Genomic DNA, 22,285 nt, shown 5'->3' on the forward strand with positions numbered 1-22,285 from the left:
GAGCCGGAGGCCCCCGCGGAGCCCGAGGCGCAGGCGGCCCCCGCCGCCGAAGAGCCGGCGCCGCAGGCGCAGGAGCCCGCCGCCGAGGCGGAGACCGACCCCGCACCCGCCGCGGAGCCCGAGGCCCAGGCCACCCCCGCAGCCGCCGAAGCGGAGCCGGAGGCCCCCGCGCGGCAGGACCCCGCCGCCCCGGAGCCGGAGGCCGCCGCGGAGCCGGCCGAAGCCACCGCCCCGGAACCGGAGGGCGAGCCCGTCGCCGCATCCGCCGAGGCGGAGCCGGAGGCCGAGCCCCTCGCCCGCGAGCCGGAGGCCGCCGCGGAGCCGGCCGTCGCCGCCGCCCCCGAGCCGGAGGCCGAGACGCCCGAGCCCGTGACCGCCGAAGCCTCGCCGCAGGCGGACCCGGCGGAGACGGCCGAGGGACCCGCCATCGCCGCGGCAGCGGTCCGGCGGCGGGCCGCCGGCGTCGCGGGGGCGTACAAGGCCGCCGGGCAGGTGCTGCGGGCCAAGGGGAAGGCCGGGGCCCGCGCGAAGGTGTACCTCGTCCTGGACCGCTCCGGTTCCATGCGCGGGTTCTACAAGGACGGCAGCGCCCAGCACCTCGCCGACCACGCCCTCGCCCTGGCCGCCCACCTGGACGAGGAGGCCACCGTCCACACGGTGTTCTTCTCCACCGAGCTCGACGGCACCGCCGACCTGACCCTCGACGCCCACGACGCGACCTGGGTCGAGGCCCGCCACGCCGAACTCGGCCGGATGGGCCGCACCAGCTACCACGTGGCCGTCGAGGCCGTCGTCGAGCGCTACCAGAAGGACGGCGGCGAGGGCCCGGCCCTGGTCGTCTTCCAGACGGACGGCGCCCCCGACAGCGTCCGCCCCGCCCGCCAGGCGATCGCCGACGCGGCGGCCTCCGCCCCCGGCGTCCACTGGCAGTTCGTCGCGTTCGGCGACCACGACGCCAAGGCCTTCGACTTCCTGCGCAAGCTGGACGCCGAGAACGCCGGCTTCTTCCACGCCGGCCCGGCCCCCGCGGAGCTGACCTCCGCCGCCCTCCTCAAGGGCATCCTCGACCGGTTCTGACCGCGCGCCGCAGCAACGCAACGACGAAGCAACGCAGCGCCGCAACGACGAAGGGCCCGGGATCCGCGAGGATCCCGGGCCCTTCGTCACGACCTGCTACCCCAGCGGCAGCGTCACCGCGCCGCGTCCGGGTGGACGGCCTCCGCGACCGGCTTCGCGTCGGCGGCCTTGGCGTCCGCCGCCTTCGTCTCGACCGGCTTGCGCAGGGCGATGTTCAGCTCGCGCAGGCGGGACTCCTCCAGCACCGTCGGCGCACCCATCATCAGGTCCTGGGCGTTGCCGTTCAGCGGGAAGGCGATGGTCTCGCGGATGTTCGGCTCGTCGGCCAGCAGCATCACGATGCGGTCCACGCCCGGGGCGATGCCACCGTGCGGCGGGGCGCCGAGGCGGAAGGCGCGCAGCATGCCGGCGAACTCGCGCTCGACGGTCTCGGCCTCGTAACCGGCGATCTCGAAGGCCTTCAGCATGACCTCGGGCTCGTGGTTGCGGATGGCGCCGGAGGACAGCTCGATGCCGTTGCAGACGATGTCGTACTGCCAGGCCAGGATGTCGAGCGGGTCCTTCTCCTCCAGGTCCTTCATGCCGCCCTGCGGCATCGAGAAGGGGTTGTGCGAGAAGTCGATCTTGCCGGTCTCCTCGTCCTTCTCGTACATCGGGAAGTCGACGATCCAGCAGAAGCGGAAGACGTTCTCCTCGAACTGGCCCGCGCGCTTGGCGGCCTCGACCCGGACCGGGCCCATGATCTTGGAGACCTCGTCGAACTCGCCCGCGCCGAAGAACACCGCGTGCCCGGCCGCCAGGCCCAGACGCTCGGTGAGGACCTTGACGTTCTCCTCGGTGAGGAACTTCGCGATCGGGCCGGTCAGCGAGCCGTCCTCGCCGACGCGGACCCACGCCAGGCCCTTGGCGCCCAGCGAGATCGCGTACTCGCCGAGGCCGTCGAAGAACTTGCGCGGCTGCGCGGCGGTGTCCGGGACGGCCAGCGCACGCACGTGCTTGCCGGCGAACGCCTTGAACTCCGAGCCCTCGAACACGTCGGTGATGTCGACGAGCTCCAGCTTGGCGCGCAGGTCGGGCTTGTCGTTGCCGTACTTCAGCATCGACTCGCGGAACGGGATCCGCGGGAACGGCGAGGTGACGGGGCGGCCGCCGCCGAACTCGGTGAAGAGCTCGGTCATCAGCTTCTCGATCGGCTGGAAGACGTCCTCCTGCTCGACGAAGGACATCTCCACGTCGAGCTGGTAGAACTCGCCCGGCGAGCGGTCCGCGCGGGCGTCCTCGTCGCGGAAGCAGGGCGCGATCTGGAAGTAGCGGTCGAAGCCCGAGATCATCAGCAGCTGCTTGAACTGCTGCGGGGCCTGCGGCAGGGCGTAGAACTTGCCCGGGTTCAGGCGGGACGGGACGACGAAGTCACGGGCGCCCTCGGGGGAGGTCGCGGTGAGGATCGGGGTCGCCATCTCGTTGAAGCCGAGGGCCACCATCTTCGAGCGGATCGAGGCGATGACCGCCGAGCGCAGCATGATGTTGCGGTGCATGCGCTCGCGGCGCAGGTCGAGGAAGCGGTACTCCAGGCGGCGCTCCTCGTTCACACCGTCGTCGGTGTTGATCGTGAAGGGCAGCGGGGCGGCCGCGCCGAGCACCTCGACCTCGGCGGCCTCGATCTCGATCTCGCCGGTGGGCAGGTCGGGGTTCACGTTCTCGGTGCCGCGGGAGACGACCTTGCCGTCCACGCGCACGACGGTCTCCTTGGACAGCTTGTCCAGGACGTCGGCGGCCGCGGTGCCGGGGCGGGCGACGAGCTGCGTGATGCCGTAGTGGTCGCGCAGATCGATGAAGAGGATGCCGCCCAGGTCTCGACGATTGTGCAGCCAGCCGCTCAGCCGGACGTCGGTGCCGACGTCAGAGGCACGGAGCTCGCCGCACGTGTGGGACCTGTACCGATGCATCAGTCATCCAGTTCTACGCGATACCAGGGTGGATTCAACCGTCCCAAGGTTACCGTCCGGGCGGGGCACCGCGCGGGCGCGCCCGAGCGGGCTCCCGAACAGGCACGCCGACGGGATCACCTGTAAAGATGACCGGGTGCGCACCGAGGACGTCCTGGCCGCCATCGCGACGGGCCTGTGGCGATGGGACAACGCCTCCGGGACGGTCACCCTCGACGGCGAGGCCGCCCGGCTGCTCGGCCTGCCCGCCGAGCCCGTCGTCCTGCCCGAGGTCGCGGTGCGCTCGCGCTTCCACCCGGTCGACTGGAACGAGATCAACGGCATCGTCAACCTCGCCGTCGCCGAGGGCACCCTCGCCGAGGCCCGACTGCGGATCATGGACGAGGACGGGCGCGTGCTGCGCACCGTGCGCAGCCGTTCCAAACCCGTGGAGAACCGGACGGCCGAGGGCCGCGTCGACTACGAGCTGATCGGCACCATCCAGGAGATCGCCGAGCCGCAGCCCGGCACCACCGCCGTCCACACCCCGATCACCGGTGACTGGCGGCGCTCCCGCGAGGCCTTCCTGCTCGACGCCGGCCGGGCGCTCGCCGAGGCCCGGTCCACGGCCGAGGTGCTGCGGGTGGCGGCCTCGCTGTCCATGCCGGGCTTCAGCCCCGACGGGCTGGCCGTCTTCGGGGTGGCGGGCGAGAAGCTGTCGGTCATCGGCCACCACGGGCACGCCCCCGGCGACGAGGCGCCCTTCACGGACATGGTCCTGGACACCGCCTACCCGGCCGCGGAGGTCGTCCGCACCGGCCGGGCCATCTACCTGCCCACCCCCGAGGAGTACGAGCGGCGCTTCCCCGTCACCTGGCCGCTCGCCGAGCCCTTCGGCCGGGTCTCCTGGGCCTTCCTGCCGCTGATCGTGGCCGGGCGGACCATGGGGGCCTGGATGGCCGCCTTCAAGCAGCCGGTGACCTTCTCGCCCGACGAGCGGTCCGTGCTGACGACGGTCGCCCGGATGCTCGCCCAGGCCCTCCAGCGGGCCGGCGTCGCCGAGTCCGAGCGCGAGCTGACCACCGGGCTCCAGCGGTCGATGATGCCGCAGCTCGGGCCCGAGATCCCCGGCATGACCATCGCCGCGCGCTACGTCCCCACCGGCGGCGGCCTCCAGGTCGGCGGCGACTGGTACGACATGATCCCGCTGCCGTCGGGGCGGTTCGCCCTGGTCATCGGCGACGTCCAGGGGCACGACGTACGGGCCGCCGGCCTGATGGGCCAGCTGCGGATCGCGGTACGGGCGTACGCGTCCGAGGGCCACCGGCCCGACGCGGTGCTCTCCCGGGCCTCCCGCTTCCTCGCCGGGCTCTGCTCCTCCCAGGAGGAGGAGGCCGGGGCGGAGGCCGGGGAACGCGGCCCCGGCGGCGAGTCCGACTACCTCAGCCCCCGCTTCGCGACCTGCCTGTACGTGGAGTGCGACCCGGAGACCGGCACGCTGGAGGTGGCCCGCGCCGGCCATCCCGACCCGGTGATCCGGATGACGGACGGCACCGTCCTGATGCGGCCGACCGCCGGCGGCCTCCCGCTCGGCATCGTCCCCGACACCGACTACCCGACGACCCGGTTCACCCTGGAGCCCGGCGAGACGATGATGCTGTGCACCGACGGGCTCATCGAGACCGGCGGGCACGACCTCGACACCGGCTGGGCCCGGCTGCGGGCCATCCTGGAGGCCGACGCCGAGACGTACGGGCCCGGCACGGACCTCACCGCCGGACACCTGGAGCACCTCGCCGACCTGCTGGTCCAGGCCGTGCACGGGCCCTCCTCCCACCACACCACCGGCCCGCTCGCCGACCGCCGCGAGGACGACATAGCCGTGGTGCTGCTCTGCCGCGAGGGCGCCGGCTGCGGCTGCGGGACCGGCCGGACGCACCCGGCCCGGCCCGCCCGGCGCACGGTGCTGACCGTCGCCCAGGCCGAACCCGAGCGGATCGCGGGCGCCCGCCGCCAGATCCGGGAGCTGCTGCACGACTGGGCGGACCCGGACCAGGTGGACTCGGCGGTGCTGATGGTCTCCGAGATGGTGACCAACGTGCTGGTGCACACCGACGGGGACGCGCTGCTGGTCGCGGAGGCAGCCGGCGAGCTGGGCACCCGCCGGCTGCGCGTGGAGGTCGCCGACGGCAGCGACGAGCTGCCGCACAAGCGGCACCCCGGCGAGATGGCCTCCAGCGGCCGCGGCGTGCTGCTGATGGAGATGCTCGCCGACACCTGGGGCGTGGACCCCAGGGGCGCGGGCAAGTCGATCTGGTTCGAGCTGTACGAACGCTCCAAGCCCGCGGACGAGACCGGGTAGCCACCCTCCCGGAATCCGAGCCGAACGCGCTACCGCGCGCCCGGCCCGGAAGGGGCGGCGCCCCTCCGGGTCACGAAGGCCGGGGCGGGTCAGTCCTCGTCGGCCTCGCCGGCGCCCCGGTGGCCCAGACCCGTCCGGGCGGTGGTGGGGATCCGGCCCAGCCGGCCCGCCTGGAAGTCGTCGAAGGCCTGCTGGAGTTCGTGCCGGGTGTTCATGACGAACGGCCCGTAGTGCGCCATCGGCTCGCGGATGGGGCGGCCGCCGAGCAGGACGATCTCCAGGTCCGGGGTGTGGGAGTCCTGGGACTCGTCCGCGCGGACCGTGAGGGAGCCGCCCTCGCCGAAGACGACCGTCTGCCCGGTGTGGACCGGCCTGCGGTCGGTGCCCACGGTGCCCCGCCCGGCCATGACGTACGCGAGGGCGTTGAAGTCCTCGCGCCACGGCAGGGTGAGCTGCGCGCCCGGGGTGACGGTCGCGTGGATCATCGTGATCGGGGTGTGGGTGATGCCCGGGCCCTCGTGCCCGTCCAGCTCACCGGCGATGACGCGGAGCAGCGCGCCGCCGTCGGGGGTGGTGAGCAGCTTGACCTTGCCGCCGCCGATGTCCTGGTAGCGCGGGGGCATCATCTTGTCCGAGGCCGGGAGGTTCACCCACAGCTGGAGGCCGTGGAAGAGCCCGCCGCTGACGACGAGGTGCTCCGGCGGGGCCTCGATGTGCAGGAGGCCCGAGCCGGCGGTCATCCACTGGGTGTCGCCGTCGTTGATGACTCCGCCGCCGCCGTTGCTGTCCTGGTGGACGAAGGTCCCGTCGAGCAGGTACGTGACGGTCTCGAAGCCGCGGTGCGGATGCCAGGGCGTCCCTTTCGGCTCGCCCGGCGCGTACTCCACCTCGCCCATCTGGTCCATCATGATGAACGGGTCGAGGTGCTGGTAGTCGATCCCGGCGAAGGCGCGGCGCACCGGGAAGCCCTCGCCCTCGAACCCCCCGGGAGCCGTGGTCACGGCGAGCACCTTGCGGGCGGCGGCCGTCTGGGGCTCGGCCACGCGCGGAAGGGTCAACGGGTTCTCAACAGTCACTGCGGGCATGGTCAGGACCTCCTTCTGCGTCGAGTTTAGTTGAAACTCGAACTTTCTGCCACACCGCACGGAACAGCTCACCCGTCCGGAGCATTCCCGGTCGGGCGCGAGCCGTCCCGGGGAGCCGCGGGCGGGCTTTTTCGGCCGCTTTCCGCCGGGAACCGGGTTTTTTGCCCGTACCTGACAACCAGAGGGCCGGCGGGCGCGGTCTACCGGGGCATGGAGAACAGCACCCCCCGGCCCGCCCCCGACACCGACACCGACACCGACACCGAAGCCGGCATCGACACCGAGCCCGCCCCCGAGCCGTCGTGGAGCGCGCCCGCGTGGCTGCGCGTGCCCGCGTCGGCCCTCGCGATGACGGCGGTGATGGGCCTCGCCGGGTACGCCGTGTACCGGTGGGCGGCCACCGGACTGCCGATGGAGCCCCTGCCCGGGTCGCCCTGGCCCTACCTCGGCGCGTGGGCGGTGCTGACGTTCCTCGCCGGCCTGCTGCTCCAGTGGGCGACGTCCGGGATCGACTACGACGGGCGCTGGGCCCTCATCGGCATCCCGTTCTTCGCCGGGATCCGGCTCTCCCTGGCCTACCGCCCCGACCCCGCGCTGCTGTACGCGTACGGGCTCGCGGCCCTGGCGGCGGCGGCCGTGGGCGTCGCCCTGTGGCGCCGGAGCCGGGCCGTCGTCGGCGGCGGCCGGAGGTAGGGCGGGCGGAGGTACGGCGGGCGGAGGCAGGGCGGGCGGGGGACCTCCCCCGTGGGCCCCCCGCCGCTCCCGATGGTGCGGGAGGGCGGGCCGCTGCGGCGATCCTTTCGGCGGTGGCCGAAAGCTCCGGCGGGCCCGGACCGCTTCTCAGCCGCCGCTGCGCAGGAGTTCCACGCCCAGGCCCGTCACCGAGTGGAGCACCGCCTTCCCGTCCCGCACGGTGGTGATCAGCCCCGCCGCGCGCAGGGTGCGGGTGTGCTCCGAGACCGACGGGAGGCTGACGTCCAGGTCCCGGGCCAGCTCGCTCGTGGTCCGCTGCTGGACCAGCAGCCGGAGCACCGCCGCCCGGGTCCGCCCCAGCAGCGCGTCCAGCGCGGCCCCCGCCGGGCCCCCGGACGGGCCCGTCTCCACCAGCGGCAGCGGCGTCAGCGCCGGGTACATGAGCAGGGGCCGCCCGCCGGGCCCGTCGGGGCCCTCCGCGAGCAGCGGCCGGCCCGTCCAGAACGGCGACGGCATCAGCAGCAGCCCGCGCCCGCCGAGCCGCACCTCGTACCCGGGCGGCCCGTCGACCTCCAGGACGGTGCCCGACCAGCGGGCCGCCGGGTGGATGCCGGCCAGGCACGCCTTGATGCCGTGGGCGGCCAGGAGCCGGGTGCGCCAGGCCACGTCCGCCCGGAAGGACTGCCGGATGTGCGGCCAGTACGGGGCGATGACCACCTCGTAGGCGGAGCCGATCGCCCCGCCCAACTGGTCCCAGGCCCCGCGGTCCTGGTCCCACAGGGCGCGCAGCCAGGAGGGCCGGCCGTCGGGGGCGCGGGCGGCGGCGGTGGCCAGCTGTTCGCCGGTGAGCAGCGCGCCCGCCTCGCGGACGGCCGCCAGGCCTTCCTCCAGGGTGGCCGCGTACGGCTCGATGAACTGCGGGTTCTGGCCGTCCGGGCGCAGCAGTTCGAGCAGCGGGCCGCGGGCCCGGCCGGGCAGGTCGCGGCAGACGCGGCGGCGCCAGGGGCCGAAGACGGCCGGCTCGTCGGTGCGCTGCCAGGCGACCAGGGCCATGGCGAGTTCGAGCAGCGGCAGCGGTTCGGCGGCGAAGGTGACGTTGAACAGGTCCTCGGCCGTGAAGTGCACCCTCAGCAAGGTCCAACCACCCCCGGCGCCGGCGCCACTACGACAGGTCGGCCGTCTGCACGGCTACGGCGTCTAGCCGTACATGCGGCGCATCGCGAAGTCGACCATCTGCTCGACGGCCTTCGCGTCGAACACCATCCGGTGGTCGCCCTCCATGTCGAGGACGAAGCCGTACCCGGTGGGCAGCAGGTCGATCACCTCGGCGCCGGTGATGACGAAGTACTTGGACTCCTTGCCGGCGTACCGGCGGAGCTCCTTGAGCGTGGTGAACATCGGGATGACCGGCTGCTGCGTGTTGTGCAGGGCCAGGAACCCCGGGGTGTCGCCGCGCGGGCAGTAGACCTTCGACGTCGCGAAGATCTGCTGGAAGTCCTCGGCGGACAGCGACCCGGTGGTGAAGGCCCGTACCGCGTCGGCGAGCGACGGCGGAGAGGGCTCGGGGTAGAGCGGCTGCTCGCCGTACCCGCCGGCCATCTGCTGCGGGGCGGCGTACTGCTGCTGCCCCGCGCTCACGTTCTGGTCGTAGCCGTACATGGACCGAAGCCTACCGAGCGGGCCCCCTCCCCAGGCACCCTCGGGGGATTCCCGCTTGATGCTGGTCACAGTGGTCAACTAAGGGTTGATTCTTATTACTGGTGGGTAGCATCATGACGTTACCGATTGGTATGTACGAGGAACCTGTCTCCCCGAGCCTTAACGGAGCCGTCGCCATGGGGCACTACAAGTCGAATCTCCGCGACATCGAGTTCAACCTCTTCGAGGTGCTCGGCCGCGACAAGCTGTACGGCACCGGCCCGTTCGGCGAGATGGACACCGAGACCGCCAAGAGCATCCTGTCCGAGATCGCCCGCCTCGCGGAGAACGAGCTCGCGGAGTCCTTCGCGGACGCCGACCGCAACCCGCCGGTCTTCGACCCGGCCACCAACACCGCCCCGGTCCCGGCCTCCTTCAAGAAGTCCTACGAGGCCTTCATGGACTCGGAGTACTGGCGCCTGGGCCTGCCCGAGGAGATCGGCGGCACCACCTCGCCCCGCTCCCTCATCTGGGCCTACGCGGAGCTGCTCCTCGGCTCCAACCCGGCCATCTGGATGTACTCCTCCGGCCCGGCCTTCGCGGGTGTCCTCCACGAGGAGGGCAACGAGGCCCAGAAGCGCATCGCGCAGATCGCCGTCGAGAAGCGCTGGGGCTCCACCATGGTGCTCACCGAGCCGGACGCCGGCTCGGACGTGGGCGCCGGCCGCACCAAGGCGGTCCAGCAGGAGGACGGCTCCTGGCACATCGAGGGCGTGAAGCGCTTCATCACCTCCGGTGAGCACGACATGGAGGAGAACATCCTCCACTACGTCCTCGCCCGCCCCGAGGGCCACGGCCCGGGCACCAAGGGCCTGTCCCTCTTCCTCGTCCCGAAGTTCCACTTCGACTGGGAGACCGGCGAGCTGGGCGAGCGCAACGGCGTCTACGCCACCAACGTCGAGCACAAGATGGGCCTCAAGGCCTCCAACACGTGCGAGATGACCTTCGGCGACCAGCACCCCGCCAAGGGCTGGCTGATCGGCGACAAGCACGACGGCATCCGCCAGATGTTCATGATCATCGAGTTCGCCCGCATGATGGTCGGCACGAAGGCCATCGCGACGCTCTCGACGGGCTACCTGAACGCCCTGGAGTACGCCAAGGAGCGCGTGCAGGGCCCCGACCTCGCGAACTTCATGGACAAGACCGCGCCCAAGGTCACCATCACGCACCACCCCGACGTGCGCCGCTCGCTGATGACGCAGAAGGCCTACGCCGAGGGCATGCGCGCCCTGGTGCTCTACACGGCCTCCGTCCAGGACGAGATCGCCGTCAAGCAGGCCGCCGGCGAGGACGCCTCCGCCGAGATCGGCCTGAACGACCTGCTCCTGCCGATCGTCAAGGGCTACGGCTCGGAGAAGTCCTACGAGCAGCTCGCCCAGTCCCTGCAGACCTTCGGCGGCTCCGGCTACCTGCAGGAGTACCCGATCGAGCAGTACATCCGCGACGCCAAGATCGACACCCTCTACGAGGGCACCACGGCCATCCAGGGCCAGGACTTCTTCTTCCGGAAGATCGTCCGCGACCAGGGCGCCTCCCTGAACATCCTCTCCGAGACGATCAAGAAGTTCCTCGCCGAGGGCCCCGGCGGCGAGGACCTCGCCCCCGCCCGCGACGCCCTCGCCAAGGCCGCCGTGGACCTGGAGGCCATCGTCGGCCAGATGATCGTCGACCTCACCGCCACCGGCGAGGACGTCAAGAACATCTACAAGGTCGGCCAGAACACCACCCGCCTGCTGATGGCCTCCGGTGACGTCGTCGTCGGATACCTGCTGCTCAAGGGCGCCGCCGTGGCCGCCGCGAAGCTGGAGGGCGCCTCCGCCAAGGACGCCGCCTTCTACACCGGCAAGATCGCCGCCGCGAAGTTCTTCGCCGGCCAGGTCCTGCCGGGCGTCTCGGTCCAGCGCGCGCTGGCCGAGGCCGTCGACAACTCCCTGATGGACCTCGACGAGGCCGCCTTCTAAGGCACGCCCGCCTCGCCGACCGAGACGTACGCGGTGTACGTACGCACAGTGGCCGGACCCTCCCTGTCGGGGGTCCGGCCACTGCCGTCGGGCCGTTTCGGCCCTTGTCGGTGGTTCGTGGCACGCTCGTAGACATGAGTCCACAGGAGCAGCACGGCAGCAGGGGGTATTCCGTCCCCACGGGGCGCCCGTACGCCCTCAAGGAGCTCCAGGCCAACGTGGGCGCGCTCGGCGACCGGATCAAGGACCTCTACGACGGCGCCCACCCCGCCGAGTACGACCCGGTGGCCGACGCCCTGTACGTGGCCTTCCAGACCGCGGCGGGCCTGGCCCCCGCCAAGAGCTACACCGGCTGCCCCGAGCACCCCAACGGCGCCCTCGACCCCGAGGCACCCGAGGGCTGGGGCCGCTGCCTCATCTGCAACGACCGCCGCCGCCTCGGCCGGCGCCTGCAGGGCGGCCGGGCCGCGGGCCCCGCCCCCGCGGGCGAGCAGCGACGGCTCGGGTACCCCGTGCCCGAACCCCCGTACACCCTCGACGTCCTGCGCCACTACCTGCGCGTGATCGACGAGCAGCGCTTCCACCTCACGCTCGGCTCCGCCGACCAGGACTTCGTACGCATCGCGGACGACCTCCACCGGGCCTTCATCGTGGCCCGGGAGCTGTCGCGGCCGCGCAACGCGTCGGGATGCTCCGAGCACCCCGGCGCGCCGATCGACCCCGATGCCCCGCCGGGTGAGGCCTGTATCTTCTGCGCCGGACGCAAAAGACGCGCGCAGCGCCCGCCGCAGACCCCCGAGATGCTCCCCCGCATCCGCCGGGGCGAGCGCAGACAACTGCAGCGCAGATTCGAGCGTCCGCCGGGCTGAGAACGACGGGACCGCGGGGCAAACCCCCCGCGGTCCTCGACCTTTCGGCTATCCCGCCGCAGTCCGGCCAAGGCGAACACGACCGTCGTTAAGGTGAACCACATGAGCTCTCCCGCCCGCTTCGACCGCGGCCACACCGACGATCTGATGACCTACCTGACGGCCAGTCCGTCGCCGTACCACGCAGTGGCGAACGCGGCGGAGCGGCTGGAGAAGGCGGGCTTCAGGCAGCTGTCGGAATCGGACGCCTGGGACTCGGGCACGGGAGGCAGGTTCGTCCTGCGCGGCGGCGCGCTCATCGCCTGGTACGTGCCCGAGGGCGCGGCGGCGCACACCCCCTTCCGGATCATCGGCGCCCACACCGACTCCCCCAACCTGCGGGTCAAGCCCGTACCGGACACCGGCTCGCAGGGCTGGCGCCAGGTCGCCGTGGAGATCTACGGCGGGACCCTGCTCAACACCTGGCTCGACCGCGACCTCGGCCTCGCCGGGCGGCTGACCCTGCGCGACGGCACCGAGCGCCTGGTGAACGTGGACCGCGCCCTGCTGCGCGTCCCGCAGCTCGCCGTGCACCTGGACCGCTCCGTCAACACGGACGGCCTCAAGCTCGACAAGCAGCGGCACATGCAGCCGATCTGGGGCCTGGGCGAGGCCCGCGAGGGCGACCTGATCGCCTTCCTGGAGGAGGAAGAGGACCTGCCGCAGGGCTCGGTGGCCGGCTGGGACCTGATGGTCCACTCGATCGAGCCGCCCGCCTACCTGGGCCGCGACCGCGAGCTGCTGGCCGGCCCGCGCATGGACAACCTGCTGTCGGTGCACGCCGGCGTCGCCGCCCTCGCCGCGGTGTCCGCCTCCGAGGGCCTGGACCACATCCCGGTGCTGGCTGCCTTCGACCACGAGGAGAACGGCTCCCAGTCGGACACCGGCGCCGACGGCCCCCTGCTGGGCAACGTGCTGGAACGTTCAGTCTTCTCGCGCGGCGGCACGTACGAGGACAAGGCCCGCGCCTTCGCCGCCACCGTCTGCCTCTCCTCGGACACCGGGCACGCGGTCCACCCCAACTACGCGGAGCGGCACGACCCTTCGCACCACCCGCGCGTCAACGGCGGCCCCATCCTGAAGGTCAACGTCAACCAGCGCTACGCCACCGACGGCAGCGGCCGCGCAGTGTTCGCCGCGGCCTGCGAGCGGGCCGGAGTGCCGTGGCAGACCTTCGTCTCCAACAACTCCATGCCGTGCGGCACGACGATCGGCCCGATCACCGCCGCCCGCCACGGGATCCAGACCGTCGACATCGGCGTGGCGATCCTGTCGATGCACTCCGCCCGCGAACTGTGCGGCTCCGACGACCCGTTCCTCCTCGCGAACGCCCTGCTGGCGTTCCTGGAGGGCTGAGCAGCAGCGCCCGGCCCTCCGGGAACACCCGCGACGGCCGTCAGGCGTCCATGCCCGCCAGCACCAGCGGCAGGCGGGCGGCGCCGGCGGCCGTGACGACGACCGGGACGCCCCAGTCCTGCTGGTGGACGTGGCAGGCCGGGTACTCGTTGGCCGGGTCGTCGTCGCAGGACGCGGCCATCGCCGAGACGTGCAGCACCCCTTCGGTGACGGCCGGGTCCAGCACCAGGTCCCGGAACAGGTCCGTGCCGGCCCCCTCGCCCTCCGCCAGCAGCTCCGGCGGGGTCGAGGAGACCAGCAGCCGGGTGGACGGCCCGTAGCGGGTGTCCAGCTTCTGGCCGGCCGGGGCCTGGAAGACCACGTCCAGGCGGAGCGTGCCGGGAGCCACCTCCGTGGCCGCACGCTGGGTGCGGTGGGCGACCGCGTCCACGCGTACGGCCTCCTCCGGGAGCCGCAGCCGGGTCAGCCGGTGCCGGGCGGACTCCACCACCACGATGTCCTCGCCGGCCAGCACGGCGGCGCTGGGCTCGCGCAGGTCGGTGGCGAGGGTGGAGACCTGGCCGGTGGCCGGGTCGTAGCGCCGCAGGGCGTGGTTGTACGTGTCGCAGACCGCGACCGAGCCGTCCGGCAGCGCGGTGACCCCGAGCGGGTGCTGGAGCAGCGCCTGGGTGGCGTCGCCGTCGCGGTGCCCGAAGTCGAACAGGCCGGTCCCGACGGCGGAGCGGATCACGTAACCGTCCTCGCCGGGCTCCACCCACCGCAGGGCGCTGGTCTCGGAGTCGGCGATCCACAGCCGGTCCCCGGCGGCCGCGAGCCCGGACGGCTGCGCGAACCAGGCCTCGGCGGCCGGCCCGTCGACGAGCCCCTCGTTCGTCGTCCCGGCGGCGACGCCGACGGTCCCCGACTCCGGGTCCCAGGTCCACAGCTGGTGCACGCCGGCCATGGCGATCCACACCCGGCCCTGCCACCAGGCGACGTCCCACGGCGAGGACAGGTCCACCTCCAGCGCCGGCCCGGAGGTCGGGGACCCCTGCCACCACTGCCGCCCGGTCCCGGCGACGGTCTCGACGGCGCCCGTCTCCGGGTCGAGGACCCGCAGCGCGTGGTTGACGGTGTCGGCGACCACGACCCGCCCGTCGGGCAGCAGCGCCAGCCCCTGCGGCTCGCTGAAGGCGTCCGGCCCGAAGCCGCGCTCCCCGCTGCCGATCCGGCGTACGACGGTCTCCCCGTCGGCCTCCAGCTCCACCAGCTGGTGCCGCGTGGAATCGCTCACCAGCAGGTTCCCGGAGGGCAGCACGAGCGCCTTCCCGGGGAAGCGCAGGTCGGTGGCGACGGGCTCGGGCGCCACGTAGGGCCCGTCGCCGCGCCGCAGGGTCCCCTTGGCCTCGTGCTCGGCCTCCAGCTCCTCGACGAGCCGCGCGATGGCGTGCGCGTGCCCCTCGCCGGCGTGCTGCGCGACGACGTACCCCTCGGGGTCGATCACCACGAGCGTGGGCCACGCCCGCACGGCGTACTGCTTCCACGTCGCGAGCTCGGGGTCGTCGAGCACGGGGTGGTGCACCTCGTACCGCTCGACCGCGTCGACGACGGCGGCGTGCTCGGCCTCGTGGACGAACTTCGGCGAGTGCACGCCGATGATCACCACGGTGTCCCGGTGCTTCTCCTCCAGCTCCCGCAGCTCGTCGAGGACGTGCAGGCAGTTGATGCAGCAGAAGGTCCAGAAATCGAGGATCACCACGCGACCGCGCAGGTCGGCGAGGGTGAGTTCCTTCCCGCCGGTGTTCAGCCAGCCGCCCTTGCCGATCAGCTCGGGGGCACGGACACGGGCACGGCGGCGGGGCTCGGGCGCGGGGGTGGGCGCCGGGGCAGCATCGTTCATCCTTCAAGCTTGCCATCCCGCCCTCCCGGCCCCACGAGCCTCCCCGGACGGGTGATCGATCCCAGTACCGGAGGACTACGGGCGGGGCGGCGTGGGAGCGTGGAGGCGTGACGGAAGGAGCTGCCTGATGGCCACCGCCGCCGAGCCCGGCGACTACACCCAGGGTGTGGATCCCGAACTGGCTCTGAAGTACGCCATTCAGCACATGCAGGGTGACCGGGTGGAGATCGTCGAGGGGGTCATCCAGGGGGGAAGCGGCGAGGTCATGACGCCGACATGGGACCACGAGAGGGCCGCCGAGCAGATCCGGTACCAGATCCTCTCCCGGGTCCGGGAGCTGGGCTGCATCACCGGCTCGGGGAACCTGGACCTACCCCGCTCACCGAACTGGTACGTACCGGATCTCGCCGTGGTCCCGGAGGAGCTCGCCAGCGGCGCGGACGCACTGGTGCCCGACCAGACCCTGCTGATCGTCGAGGTCACCTCCGAGTCCAACGCCGAGACGGACCGCGTCGTCAAGCGGAAGCGCTACGCCGAGTACGGCGCCCCCCTCTACCTGCTGGTCGATCGCCTCGACAAGACGGTCACCCTCTTCTCCGGGCCCGGACGGCTCGGCTACACGGAGGTCGACGGACCTCACGCCTTCGGCACGCCGGTGCGGCTCCCCGAGCCGTTCGGGATCGAGCTCGACACCAGCGGGCTCTAGGAGCCGGCGGTGAACGCCCGCAGCGAGTCGGTCAGGGCCGCCACGAAGGCTTCGCGGGCCGGTTCCGGGAGGAGGTCCAGGGAGAGGTACGGGTTGAGGTCCTCCAGTTCGACCAGCAGGAGCTCGCCCGAGGGGGCGCGGCAGGCGTCCACGCGCTGGATGCCGTGGTCGAGGGTGTTCCAGGTGATGAAGCGGCGGGCGAAGGCCAGGTCCTCAGCGGTCGGCTCGTACGGGGTGAGCTCCCAGCGGCGGGCGGGGTCCGGGGCGTACAGGGCGTACTGGAAGGCGTCGTCGACGAAGTAGAAGGACACCTCGTACGCGAAGTCGATCCGCGGCTGGATCAGGATCTCGCCCGCCGGGCCGGACGGGTCGGGGGTGAAGGAGAGGCCGATGGAGTCGGCGCCCTGCTTGGGCTTGACCGCGTACGTGGCGGTGGGCGGCAGCAGGTGCAGGTCGGCCGGGTCGTCCACGGTCGGGATCACCGGGTACCCGGCGGCCGTGAGGTCGAGGAGGTACTGCTTGCCGGCCATGTCGGCGCGGCCGGTGAGCGGGTTGTAGACGGGGGTCCCGGCGGCGAGGGCGGCGGCGCGGAACTCGTCGTAGGCCTCCTGGTAGCCCAGGACCGGGCCGCTGTTGCGGACGACGACGGCGTCGAAGCCCGCCATGAGGGCCCGCGCGTCCAGCGGGTGGCACAGGGCCAGGTCGAAGTGCTCGCGCAGGCGGGCGGTGAGGAATATGTCCTCGTCGCAGTAGCGGCGGCCGCGCGCGGGGTAGGCGAGGTCGGTCACGTAGAGGAGGCGGGTGCGGGGCTTCGTGGGCATGGGGCCAAGCTATCCCGGGCAACGATCACCGCATGAAATACCTCGTTCGGGACAAACTGCTGGCCATCGGGGACGACTACTGGATCGAGGACGAGGACGGCCGGCACGCCTTCCTCGTCGACGGGAAGGCGCTCCGCTTCCGCGACACCCTGGAACTGGAGGACCCCGAGGGACGGGTCCTGCTGACGCTGCGGGAGAAGCTCTTCACCCTGCGGGACGCGATGACCCTGGAGCGGGACGGGGTCCGGCTCGCGGTGGTCCGGCGCAAGCGGCTCTCGCTGCTGCGCAACCACTTCCGCGTGACCATGGCCGAGGGCACCGAACTCGACGTCAGCGGGCGGATCCTGGACCGCGAGTTCAAGGTCGAGTACGAGGGCGAGCTGCTCGCGCTGGTCTCCCGGCAGTGGTACCGGATCCGCGAGACGTACGCCGTCGACGTGGTCCGGGAGGACGCGGACGCGGCGCTGCTGGTGGCGCTCGCCGTCTGCGTGATCAGAATGGCCGAAAAGGAGCGGGAGGACAGGGAGGACGGGAAGGGCGGGGAGGACGGGGGCTCCGGCGGGTGAGGACGGAGCCCCCGGACGGCTACGGGCGGCCCAGGGTGCGGTCCTTGAGGGCCGGGAACTGGTCACGGGTCTCGGCGACCTTCGCCGGGTCCAGGTCCACCGTCAGGACGGCCTCGCCCGGGCCGGCCTCCGCGAGGACCTCGCCCCACGGGTCCACCACCAGGCTGTGCCCGGCCTGTTCGACGCCCGCGTGCGTACCGGCCGTCGCGCAGGCCAGTACGTACGACTGGTCCTCCACCGCCCGCGCCCGGTTCAGCAGCGTCCAGTGCTCGCGCCGCCGGGCCGGCCAGCCCGCGGAGACGACCATCGTGGTGGCGCCGGCGTCGACGAGCCCGCGGAACAGCTCGGGGAAGCGCAGGTCGTAACAGGTGGCGAGGCCGAGGGTCTGCTCGGGCAGGACGACGGTGGTCAGGGAGTCGCCGGCGGACATCAGCACCGCCTCGCCCTGGTCGAAGCCGAAGCGGTGGATCTTGCGGTAGGTCGCGGCGAGCTCCCCGGAGGGGGAGAGCACGAGGGCGGTGTTGTAGAGCGAGCCGTCGCCGGCGCGCTCGACGACCGAGCCCGCGTGCAGCCAGACCCCGGCGTCGGAGGCCGCCTTGGACATGACCTCGAAGGTCGGGCCGTCCAGCGGTTCGGCCTCCGTCTCGAACTGCTCGTAGGCGAAGGCGCCCACCGTCCACAGTTCGGGCAGTACGACGAGATCGGAGCCGCTCTGCTCCCTGACGAGTTCGGCGGCCCGCTGCCGCCGGGAAGCCACCGACTCCCCGTCGTTCACGGCGATTTGGATCAGAGAGGCGCGCACGCTACCACCGTCCTGGCATGTCAGCCGGTCAACTCAAGGCCTACGATCGTCACACGAAAGCGCTGTCGGGGTGCTCATCGGCAGCGTAGTTTTGGGAATAGTCCACAACGCGCCACTGAACTGCCAGCGAGGGGTCCCGTTGACCGTCCATCCCACCCTTGAGCCGTATGCCGACGCGTGGACCCACTCCATCGAGGCCATAACCGAGCTGGTCCTCCCCCTCCCGGAGGGCCAGTGGAACCTGCCGACCCCCTGCCCCGGCTGGTCGGTGCGCGACATCGTCTCCCACCTCATCGGCCTGGAGCTGGAACAGCTCGGCGACCCGCGGCCGATCCACACCCTCCCGCGCGACCTGCGGCACGTGGTGGACGAGTTCACCCGCTACATGGAGGTGCCGGTTGACGTCCGCCGCCACCACACCGCCCCGGAGATGACCGCGGAGCTGGAGTACACGGTCATCCGCCGGCAGCGCCAACTGCGCAACGAGAAGCGGGATCCGGCCACCACGATGGTGCGCGGACCGCAGGGCAACCAGATCACCCTGGAGTTCTCGCTGCGGCTGCGCGCCTTCGACACCTGGATCCACGAGCAGGACCTGCGGGCGGCCCTGGGCGTCCCGGGGAACTGGGACTCGCCGGGAGCGTTCGTGGCGCGGGACATCCTCCTCGCCGGACTGCCGAAGGTGGTCGCGAAGGGCGCGGGCGCCCCGCCGAACACGACCGTGGTCATCGACGTGCACGGGCCGGTGGAGTTCCTGCGCACGGTACGGGTGGACGCGGCGGGCCGGGCCACCCTCGACAAGACCCCCTCGCTGGGCCCGGACGTGTCGCTGGCCATGGACTGGGAGACGTACGTACGGCTCGCCGCGGGCCGGGTCCGGCCGCGCACGGTCGCCGACCGGGTCAAGGTGGAGGGCGACACCGAGCTGGCCGCCGCCATTCTCGGCGCGTTCGCCGTCACCCCGTAGCCGACCCCGCGGAACCGGCGCGCGGGATCAGCGGGGCGCGGGGCGCGCGGCCTGCCGGGGGCTCCCCCCGGCGGCCGCGGTGACGGTGAGGGTCTCGCGTTCGCGGGCCAGGGCGCGGGGTGCCAGCCGCAGGACCTGGGTCAGGCCCAGCAGCTCCACCACGAACACCGACGAGAAGGCGGTCCGGTAGTCGTCCCCGGTGGCGTCCAGCAGGACGCCGACCGCCAGCAGGGTGGTCATGGAGGCGAGGAAGCCGCCCATGTTGGTGATGCCGGACGCGGTGCCCTGCCGTTCGGCCGGGTTCGCGGGCCGGGCGAAGTCGAAGCCGATCATCGAGGCCGGCCCGCAGGTGCCGAGCACCACGCACAGCGTGACCAGCAGCCACATCGGCGCCCGTTCCCCGGGGTACACGAGGACGGAGGCCCACAGCAGCGCGGTGACGCCGACCGTGCCCAGCGCCAGCGGGAGCCGGGCGCCCGGGCGGCGGCCGATGAGCTGCCCGTAGACCAGGCCGAAGCCCATGTTCGCGGCGACCACCAGGGTGAGCAGCCCGCCCGCGGTGGTCCGCGACAGCCCCTGCGCCTCGACCAGGAACGGCATGCCCCACAGCAGCAGGAAGACCATCGCGGGGAACTGGGTGGTGAAGTGCACCCACAGGCCGAGCCGGGTGCCGGGCTCGCGCCAGGAGTCCCGGATCTGACGGCGTACGAAGCCCCCGGCGCCCCGGGCCACGGGCGGCGGCTCGTGCCCCTCGGGGTGGTCGCGCAGGAACAGCACGAGCGGGACGAGGACGATCAGCCCCGCGACCGCGCTGCCCGCGAAGGCCGGCACCCAGCCGAGGCCGTGCAGGACGGGCGCCAGCACCAGGGTGGAGACCAGGTTGCCCGCCATCCCCACGAGCCCGGCCAGCTGCGCCATCAGCGGTCCGCGCCGGGCGGGGAACCAGCGGGTGCCGAGCCGGAGCACGGATATGAAGGTCATCGCGTCACCGCAGCCCAGCAGGGCGCGGGCGGCCAGCGCCATGCCGTACGAGGGGGAGAGGGCGAAGCCGACCTGCCCGGCGGTGAAGAGGACGGCGCCCAGCGTGAGCACCTTCTTGGTGCCGAGCCGGTCGACCATCAGGCCGACGGGGACCTGCATGCCGGCGTAGACCAGCAGCTGGAGGAGGGAGAAGGTGGACAGGGCGGAGGCGTTGACGTGGAAGCGGTCCGCCGCCTCCAGGCCGGCGACGCCCAGGCTGGTGCGGAAGATGACGGCGACGAAGTAGACGGCGACGCCGATGCACCAGACGGCGACGGCCCCGCGCCCGCCGGGCGGCTCGGCGTTCACCGGACCTCACCGCCGCCCCGCACCAGCGCGCCGACCCGGCCCACGTGGCCGCGTACGGCCGCGGCGGCCGCCTCGGCGTCCCCGGCGCGCAGGGCGTCCAGGATCTCGGCGTGCTCGTCGAGGGTGCGCTCCACCCGGTCGGGGTGGGCGTGCAGCAGGGCCACGCCCATCCGCAGCTGCCGGTCGCGGAGCTGGTCGTAGAGCCGGCTGAGGATCTCGTTCCCGGCGTGGCGGACGATCTCGGCGTGGAAGCACCGGTCGGCGGTGGTCATCGCGGCGAGGTCGCCCCGGTCCGCGTACAGCCGCAGTTCCGCCAGCAGTTCCGTGAGCCGCTCCAGCAGCGCGGGCGGGGCCGGCACGGCCCTGCGCACGGTGAACTCCTCGACCAGCAGCCGGGTCTCGACCACGTCGGCGATCTCCTGCGCGGAGACCGGCAGCACCAGCGCGCCCTTCTTCGGGTAGAGCCGGAGCAGTCCCTCGGTCTCCAGCCGCAGCAGGGCCTCGCGGACCGGGGTGCGGGAGACCCCCACGGCTCCGGCGAGCTCGCCCTCGGTGAGCAGGGTCCCGCCCTCGTAGCGGCGGTCCAGTACGCCCTGCTTGACGTGGTGGTAGACGCGTTCGGCGGCGGTGGTGGCGCGGGTGGCCGGGGGAGTGGCTGGCGGCATGCGCACAGGATAGATACATGAGGGATGCAATGATCCGGCCGTCCGCGATGTGGACGCCGGGCGCCCGCGACTGCATCGAAGGATGTAGCCCGGGTTCCTCCACCGGCAGGAAGAAGGGGGCCGTCCGCCCCGGGACTCTGGAGTCATGGCCGACACCCTCGTCACACCCCGGGCGGACACGACCGCGGCCCGGCTGCCCCTGCTCGACGTCCTGCGCGGCGCCGCCATCCTCGGCACGCTCATGACCAACGTCTGGATCTTCGCCTCGCCGGGCTCCGAGTGGAGCGTCCTGCAGGGCGGCCTGAGCCTGCCGGACCCGGTCGCCGACCCGTCCGCCGCCACCATCGCCGAGACCGCCTTCCGCTTCCTGGCCGACGGCAAGTTCCTCTCGCTGCTGACGATGCTGTTCGGCGTGGGCCTGGCCATCCAGTACGACTCCGCCGCCCGCCGGGGCGAGCCGTGGCCCGGGCGCTACCCGCGGCGGGCCGCGTTCCTCTTCCTGGAGGGGACCGTCCACTTCGTCCTGATCTTCGCCTGGGACGTGCTGATGGGGTATGCCGTCACCGCGCTGCTGGTGGCCTGGCTGCTGGCCCGCTCCGAGCGGGTGCGGCGGGTCGCGATGTTGGTCGCGGCCGGCGTCCACCTGACCCTGGTCTGCCTGGTGACCCTCGGCGACGCCGTCACCCCCGACTCCCCCGAGACCCCGGATCCGGAGGCCGTACGGCTCTACGCGCACGGCAGCTGGGCCGAGCAGATCGGCTTCCGGCTCGACAACGCCCTCGCCCTGCGCATCGAGCCCGTCTTCACCTTCGGGCTGCTGGTGTTCCTCTTCCTCCTCGGCGTCCGCCTCCACCGCGCCGGCGCCTTCGGCCCGACCGCCGCCGGGCGCCGCATCCGCGGCCGGATGGCCGCCTGGGGGCTCGGCCTCGGACTGCCCCTGGGCATCGCCGCCGAGCTGGGCGGCCCCGACTTCTTCGTCCTGGGCCGCTACGGCATCGCCCCGCTCGTCGCCGTCGGCTACATCGGCCTCATCGGGTGGGCCCTCGACCGGTTCGCCGTCCCCGGCGCGGCGGCGCTCGGCTCCGTCGGACGCACCGCCCTGTCCTGCTACGTCGGCCAGAACCTGCTGTGCGTACTGCTCTGCTACGGCTTCGGGCTGGGGCTGGCCGCCCGGTTCGAGGGGAGCGGGCCGTGGTGGGTGATGGGCCTGTGGGCGGCGGTGAGCCTGGTCCTGGTCGCCGGGTCCCGGCTGTGGCTGCGGTACTTCGACCGGGGCCCGCTGGAGGCCGTCCAGCACTGGGCGCTCAGGCCCCGCCGGTGACCTCGCCGCCGGTGGCCTCCACGTCGGTGACCTCCACGTCGAGGACGAACTCGTCGTAGGGGGCCTCCTCCGGGTAGGGCGGCCGGATCTGCGCGAAGCGGATCCGGGCCCGCCCGCCGGGGCGGCGGCCGCGCACCACGTACGTCCGGGCCAGCGGGGCG

19 protein-coding genes are annotated in these 22,285 nt (G+C 72.7%); 10 read left to right on the top strand and 9 right to left on the bottom strand.

Annotated features, from left to right (window positions below; all coding sequences use genetic code 11):
• The coding region (locus SSNG_RS17105) for a VWA domain-containing protein (protein WP_128637000.1) at positions 1-1,077 on the top strand (1,077 nt) is incomplete at its 5' end.
• A 113-nt stretch (positions 1,078-1,190) separates the two neighbouring features.
• Here the strand turns inward: SSNG_RS17105 and aspS are convergent.
• Positions 1,191-3,023, bottom strand: a complete 1,833-nt coding sequence (aspS, locus tag SSNG_RS17110) for an aspartate--tRNA ligase (RefSeq protein ID WP_007265124.1) — start codon at positions 3,021-3,023, stop codon at positions 1,191-1,193.
• 136 nt (positions 3,024-3,159) lie between these two features.
• On the opposite strand from aspS, the gene SSNG_RS17115 reads away from it, so the two are divergent.
• A complete protein-coding gene (locus tag SSNG_RS17115; RefSeq protein ID WP_007265125.1) occupies positions 3,160-5,364 on the top strand; it encodes a SpoIIE family protein phosphatase in 2,205 nt (734 codons plus the stop codon).
• A gap of 89 nt (positions 5,365-5,453) precedes the next feature.
• Here the strand turns inward: SSNG_RS17115 and SSNG_RS17120 are convergent, their stop codons facing one another.
• A complete protein-coding gene (locus SSNG_RS17120) occupies positions 5,454-6,449 on the bottom strand; it encodes a pirin family protein (protein ID WP_007265126.1) in 996 nt (331 codons plus the stop codon).
• A 210-nt stretch (positions 6,450-6,659) separates the two neighbouring features.
• Between SSNG_RS17120 and SSNG_RS37985 the strand changes: the two genes are divergently transcribed.
• A complete protein-coding gene (locus SSNG_RS37985) occupies positions 6,660-7,142 on the top strand; it encodes a hypothetical protein (protein WP_007265127.1) in 483 nt (160 codons plus the stop codon).
• 147 nt (positions 7,143-7,289) lie between these two features.
• Here the strand turns inward: SSNG_RS37985 and SSNG_RS17130 are convergent, their stop codons facing one another.
• Together SSNG_RS17130 and SSNG_RS17135 are read right to left on the bottom strand one after the other, a co-directional pair.
• Positions 7,290-8,267 (bottom strand): winged helix-turn-helix domain-containing protein, encoded by a 978-nt coding sequence (locus SSNG_RS17130; protein ID WP_050779652.1) that lies wholly within the window; start codon positions 8,265-8,267, stop codon positions 7,290-7,292.
• A gap of 72 nt (positions 8,268-8,339) precedes the next feature.
• Complete coding sequence (locus SSNG_RS17135) at positions 8,340-8,801, bottom strand: SseB family protein (RefSeq protein ID WP_007265129.1); 462 nt, start codon at positions 8,799-8,801, stop codon at positions 8,340-8,342.
• Positions 8,802-8,977: 176 nt separating this feature from the next.
• On the opposite strand from SSNG_RS17135, the gene SSNG_RS17140 reads away from it, so the two are divergent.
• The 3 genes from SSNG_RS17140 (at position 8,978) to SSNG_RS17150 (ending at position 13,068) form a co-directional block, all read left to right on the top strand.
• The gene (locus SSNG_RS17140; RefSeq protein ID WP_007265130.1) at positions 8,978-10,804 is read left to right on the top strand and encodes an acyl-CoA dehydrogenase; all 1,827 of its coding nucleotides are present in this window, start codon (positions 8,978-8,980) and stop codon (positions 10,802-10,804) included.
• Between the two features lie 134 nt (positions 10,805-10,938).
• Entirely contained in the window at positions 10,939-11,673 is a 735-nt protein-coding gene (locus SSNG_RS17145; RefSeq protein WP_007265131.1) for a hypothetical protein, read from the top strand.
• A gap of 102 nt (positions 11,674-11,775) precedes the next feature.
• On the top strand, positions 11,776-13,068 hold the full coding sequence (locus tag SSNG_RS17150; protein WP_007265132.1) for a M18 family aminopeptidase: 1,293 nt from the start codon (positions 11,776-11,778) through the stop codon (positions 13,066-13,068).
• Positions 13,069-13,108: 40 nt separating this feature from the next.
• On the opposite strand, the gene SSNG_RS17155 is transcribed toward SSNG_RS17150, so the two are convergent.
• Positions 13,109-14,947, bottom strand: coding sequence for an NHL domain-containing thioredoxin family protein (locus tag SSNG_RS17155; RefSeq protein WP_007265133.1), 1,839 nt, complete (start codon positions 14,945-14,947; stop codon positions 13,109-13,111).
• A 127-nt stretch (positions 14,948-15,074) separates the two neighbouring features.
• Here SSNG_RS17155 and SSNG_RS17160 point away from each other — a divergent pair, with 127 nt between their 5' ends.
• Complete coding sequence (locus SSNG_RS17160; RefSeq protein WP_007265134.1) at positions 15,075-15,653, top strand: Uma2 family endonuclease; 579 nt, start codon at positions 15,075-15,077, stop codon at positions 15,651-15,653.
• Here SSNG_RS17160 and SSNG_RS17165 read toward each other — a convergent pair.
• On the bottom strand, positions 15,650-16,474 hold the full coding sequence (locus SSNG_RS17165) for a hypothetical protein (protein ID WP_007265135.1): 825 nt from the start codon (positions 16,472-16,474) through the stop codon (positions 15,650-15,652). The genes SSNG_RS17160 and SSNG_RS17165 overlap by 4 nt on opposite strands.
• 32 nt (positions 16,475-16,506) lie before the next feature.
• On the opposite strand from SSNG_RS17165, the gene SSNG_RS17170 reads away from it, so the two are divergent.
• Positions 16,507-17,040, top strand: coding sequence for an LURP-one-related family protein (locus SSNG_RS17170; protein ID WP_007265136.1), 534 nt, complete (start codon positions 16,507-16,509; stop codon positions 17,038-17,040).
• Positions 17,041-17,059: 19 nt separating this feature from the next.
• Here SSNG_RS17170 and SSNG_RS17175 read toward each other — a convergent pair whose 3' ends face one another.
• The gene (locus tag SSNG_RS17175) at positions 17,060-17,842 is read right to left on the bottom strand and encodes a carbon-nitrogen family hydrolase (RefSeq protein WP_007265137.1); all 783 of its coding nucleotides are present in this window, start codon (positions 17,840-17,842) and stop codon (positions 17,060-17,062) included.
• A 139-nt stretch (positions 17,843-17,981) separates the two neighbouring features.
• Between SSNG_RS17175 and SSNG_RS17180 the strand changes: the two genes are divergently transcribed.
• A complete protein-coding gene (locus tag SSNG_RS17180) occupies positions 17,982-18,809 on the top strand; it encodes a maleylpyruvate isomerase family mycothiol-dependent enzyme (protein WP_007265138.1) in 828 nt (275 codons plus the stop codon).
• Between the two features lie 27 nt (positions 18,810-18,836).
• On the opposite strand, the gene SSNG_RS17185 is transcribed toward SSNG_RS17180, so the two are convergent.
• Positions 18,837-20,138, bottom strand: coding sequence for an MFS transporter (locus SSNG_RS17185; RefSeq protein ID WP_007265139.1), 1,302 nt, complete (start codon positions 20,136-20,138; stop codon positions 18,837-18,839).
• Positions 20,135-20,803 (bottom strand): GntR family transcriptional regulator, encoded by a 669-nt coding sequence (locus tag SSNG_RS17190; protein WP_007265140.1) that lies wholly within the window; start codon positions 20,801-20,803, stop codon positions 20,135-20,137. The genes SSNG_RS17185 and SSNG_RS17190 overlap by 4 nt, the downstream gene beginning before the upstream one ends.
• Before the next feature lie 145 nt (positions 20,804-20,948).
• Between SSNG_RS17190 and SSNG_RS17195 the strand changes: the two genes are divergently transcribed.
• Complete coding sequence (locus tag SSNG_RS17195) at positions 20,949-22,124, top strand: DUF418 domain-containing protein (protein WP_007265141.1); 1,176 nt, start codon at positions 20,949-20,951, stop codon at positions 22,122-22,124.
• The last annotated feature ends 161 nt before the right edge of the window (positions 22,125-22,285 follow it).

Origin of the sequence: Streptomyces sp. C, from assembly GCF_000158895.1 — a bacterium.
Classification (GTDB): Bacteria; Actinomycetota; Actinomycetes; order Streptomycetales; family Streptomycetaceae; genus Streptomyces; species Streptomyces racemochromogenes.

Excerpts from the sequence above, each read along its gene's own strand:
- SSNG_RS17170 (WP_007265136.1), top strand. The coding sequence starts at position 16,507 with ATGAAATACCTCGTTCGGGACAAACTGCTGGCCATCGGGGACGACTAC.
- SSNG_RS17160 (WP_007265134.1), top strand. The coding sequence starts at position 15,075 with ATGGCCACCGCCGCCGAGCCCGGCGACTACACCCAGGGTGTGGATCCC.
- SSNG_RS17190 (WP_007265140.1), bottom strand. The coding sequence starts at position 20,803 with ATGCCGCCAGCCACTCCCCCGGCCACCCGCGCCACCACCGCCGCCGAA.
- aspS (WP_007265124.1), bottom strand. The coding sequence starts at position 3,023 with ATGCATCGGTACAGGTCCCACACGTGCGGCGAGCTCCGTGCCTCTGAC.
- SSNG_RS17195 (WP_007265141.1), top strand. The coding sequence starts at position 20,949 with ATGGCCGACACCCTCGTCACACCCCGGGCGGACACGACCGCGGCCCGG.
- SSNG_RS37985 (WP_007265127.1), top strand. The coding sequence starts at position 6,660 with ATGGAGAACAGCACCCCCCGGCCCGCCCCCGACACCGACACCGACACC.
- SSNG_RS17120 (WP_007265126.1), bottom strand. The coding sequence starts at position 6,449 with ATGCCCGCAGTGACTGTTGAGAACCCGTTGACCCTTCCGCGCGTGGCC.
- SSNG_RS17140 (WP_007265130.1), top strand. The coding sequence starts at position 8,978 with ATGGGGCACTACAAGTCGAATCTCCGCGACATCGAGTTCAACCTCTTC.
- SSNG_RS17155 (WP_007265133.1), bottom strand. The coding sequence starts at position 14,947 with ATGAACGATGCTGCCCCGGCGCCCACCCCCGCGCCCGAGCCCCGCCGC.
- SSNG_RS17150 (WP_007265132.1), top strand. The coding sequence starts at position 11,776 with ATGAGCTCTCCCGCCCGCTTCGACCGCGGCCACACCGACGATCTGATG.
- SSNG_RS17145 (WP_007265131.1), top strand. The coding sequence starts at position 10,939 with ATGAGTCCACAGGAGCAGCACGGCAGCAGGGGGTATTCCGTCCCCACG.
- SSNG_RS17165 (WP_007265135.1), bottom strand. The coding sequence starts at position 16,474 with ATGCCCACGAAGCCCCGCACCCGCCTCCTCTACGTGACCGACCTCGCC.
- SSNG_RS17135 (WP_007265129.1), bottom strand. The coding sequence starts at position 8,801 with ATGTACGGCTACGACCAGAACGTGAGCGCGGGGCAGCAGCAGTACGCC.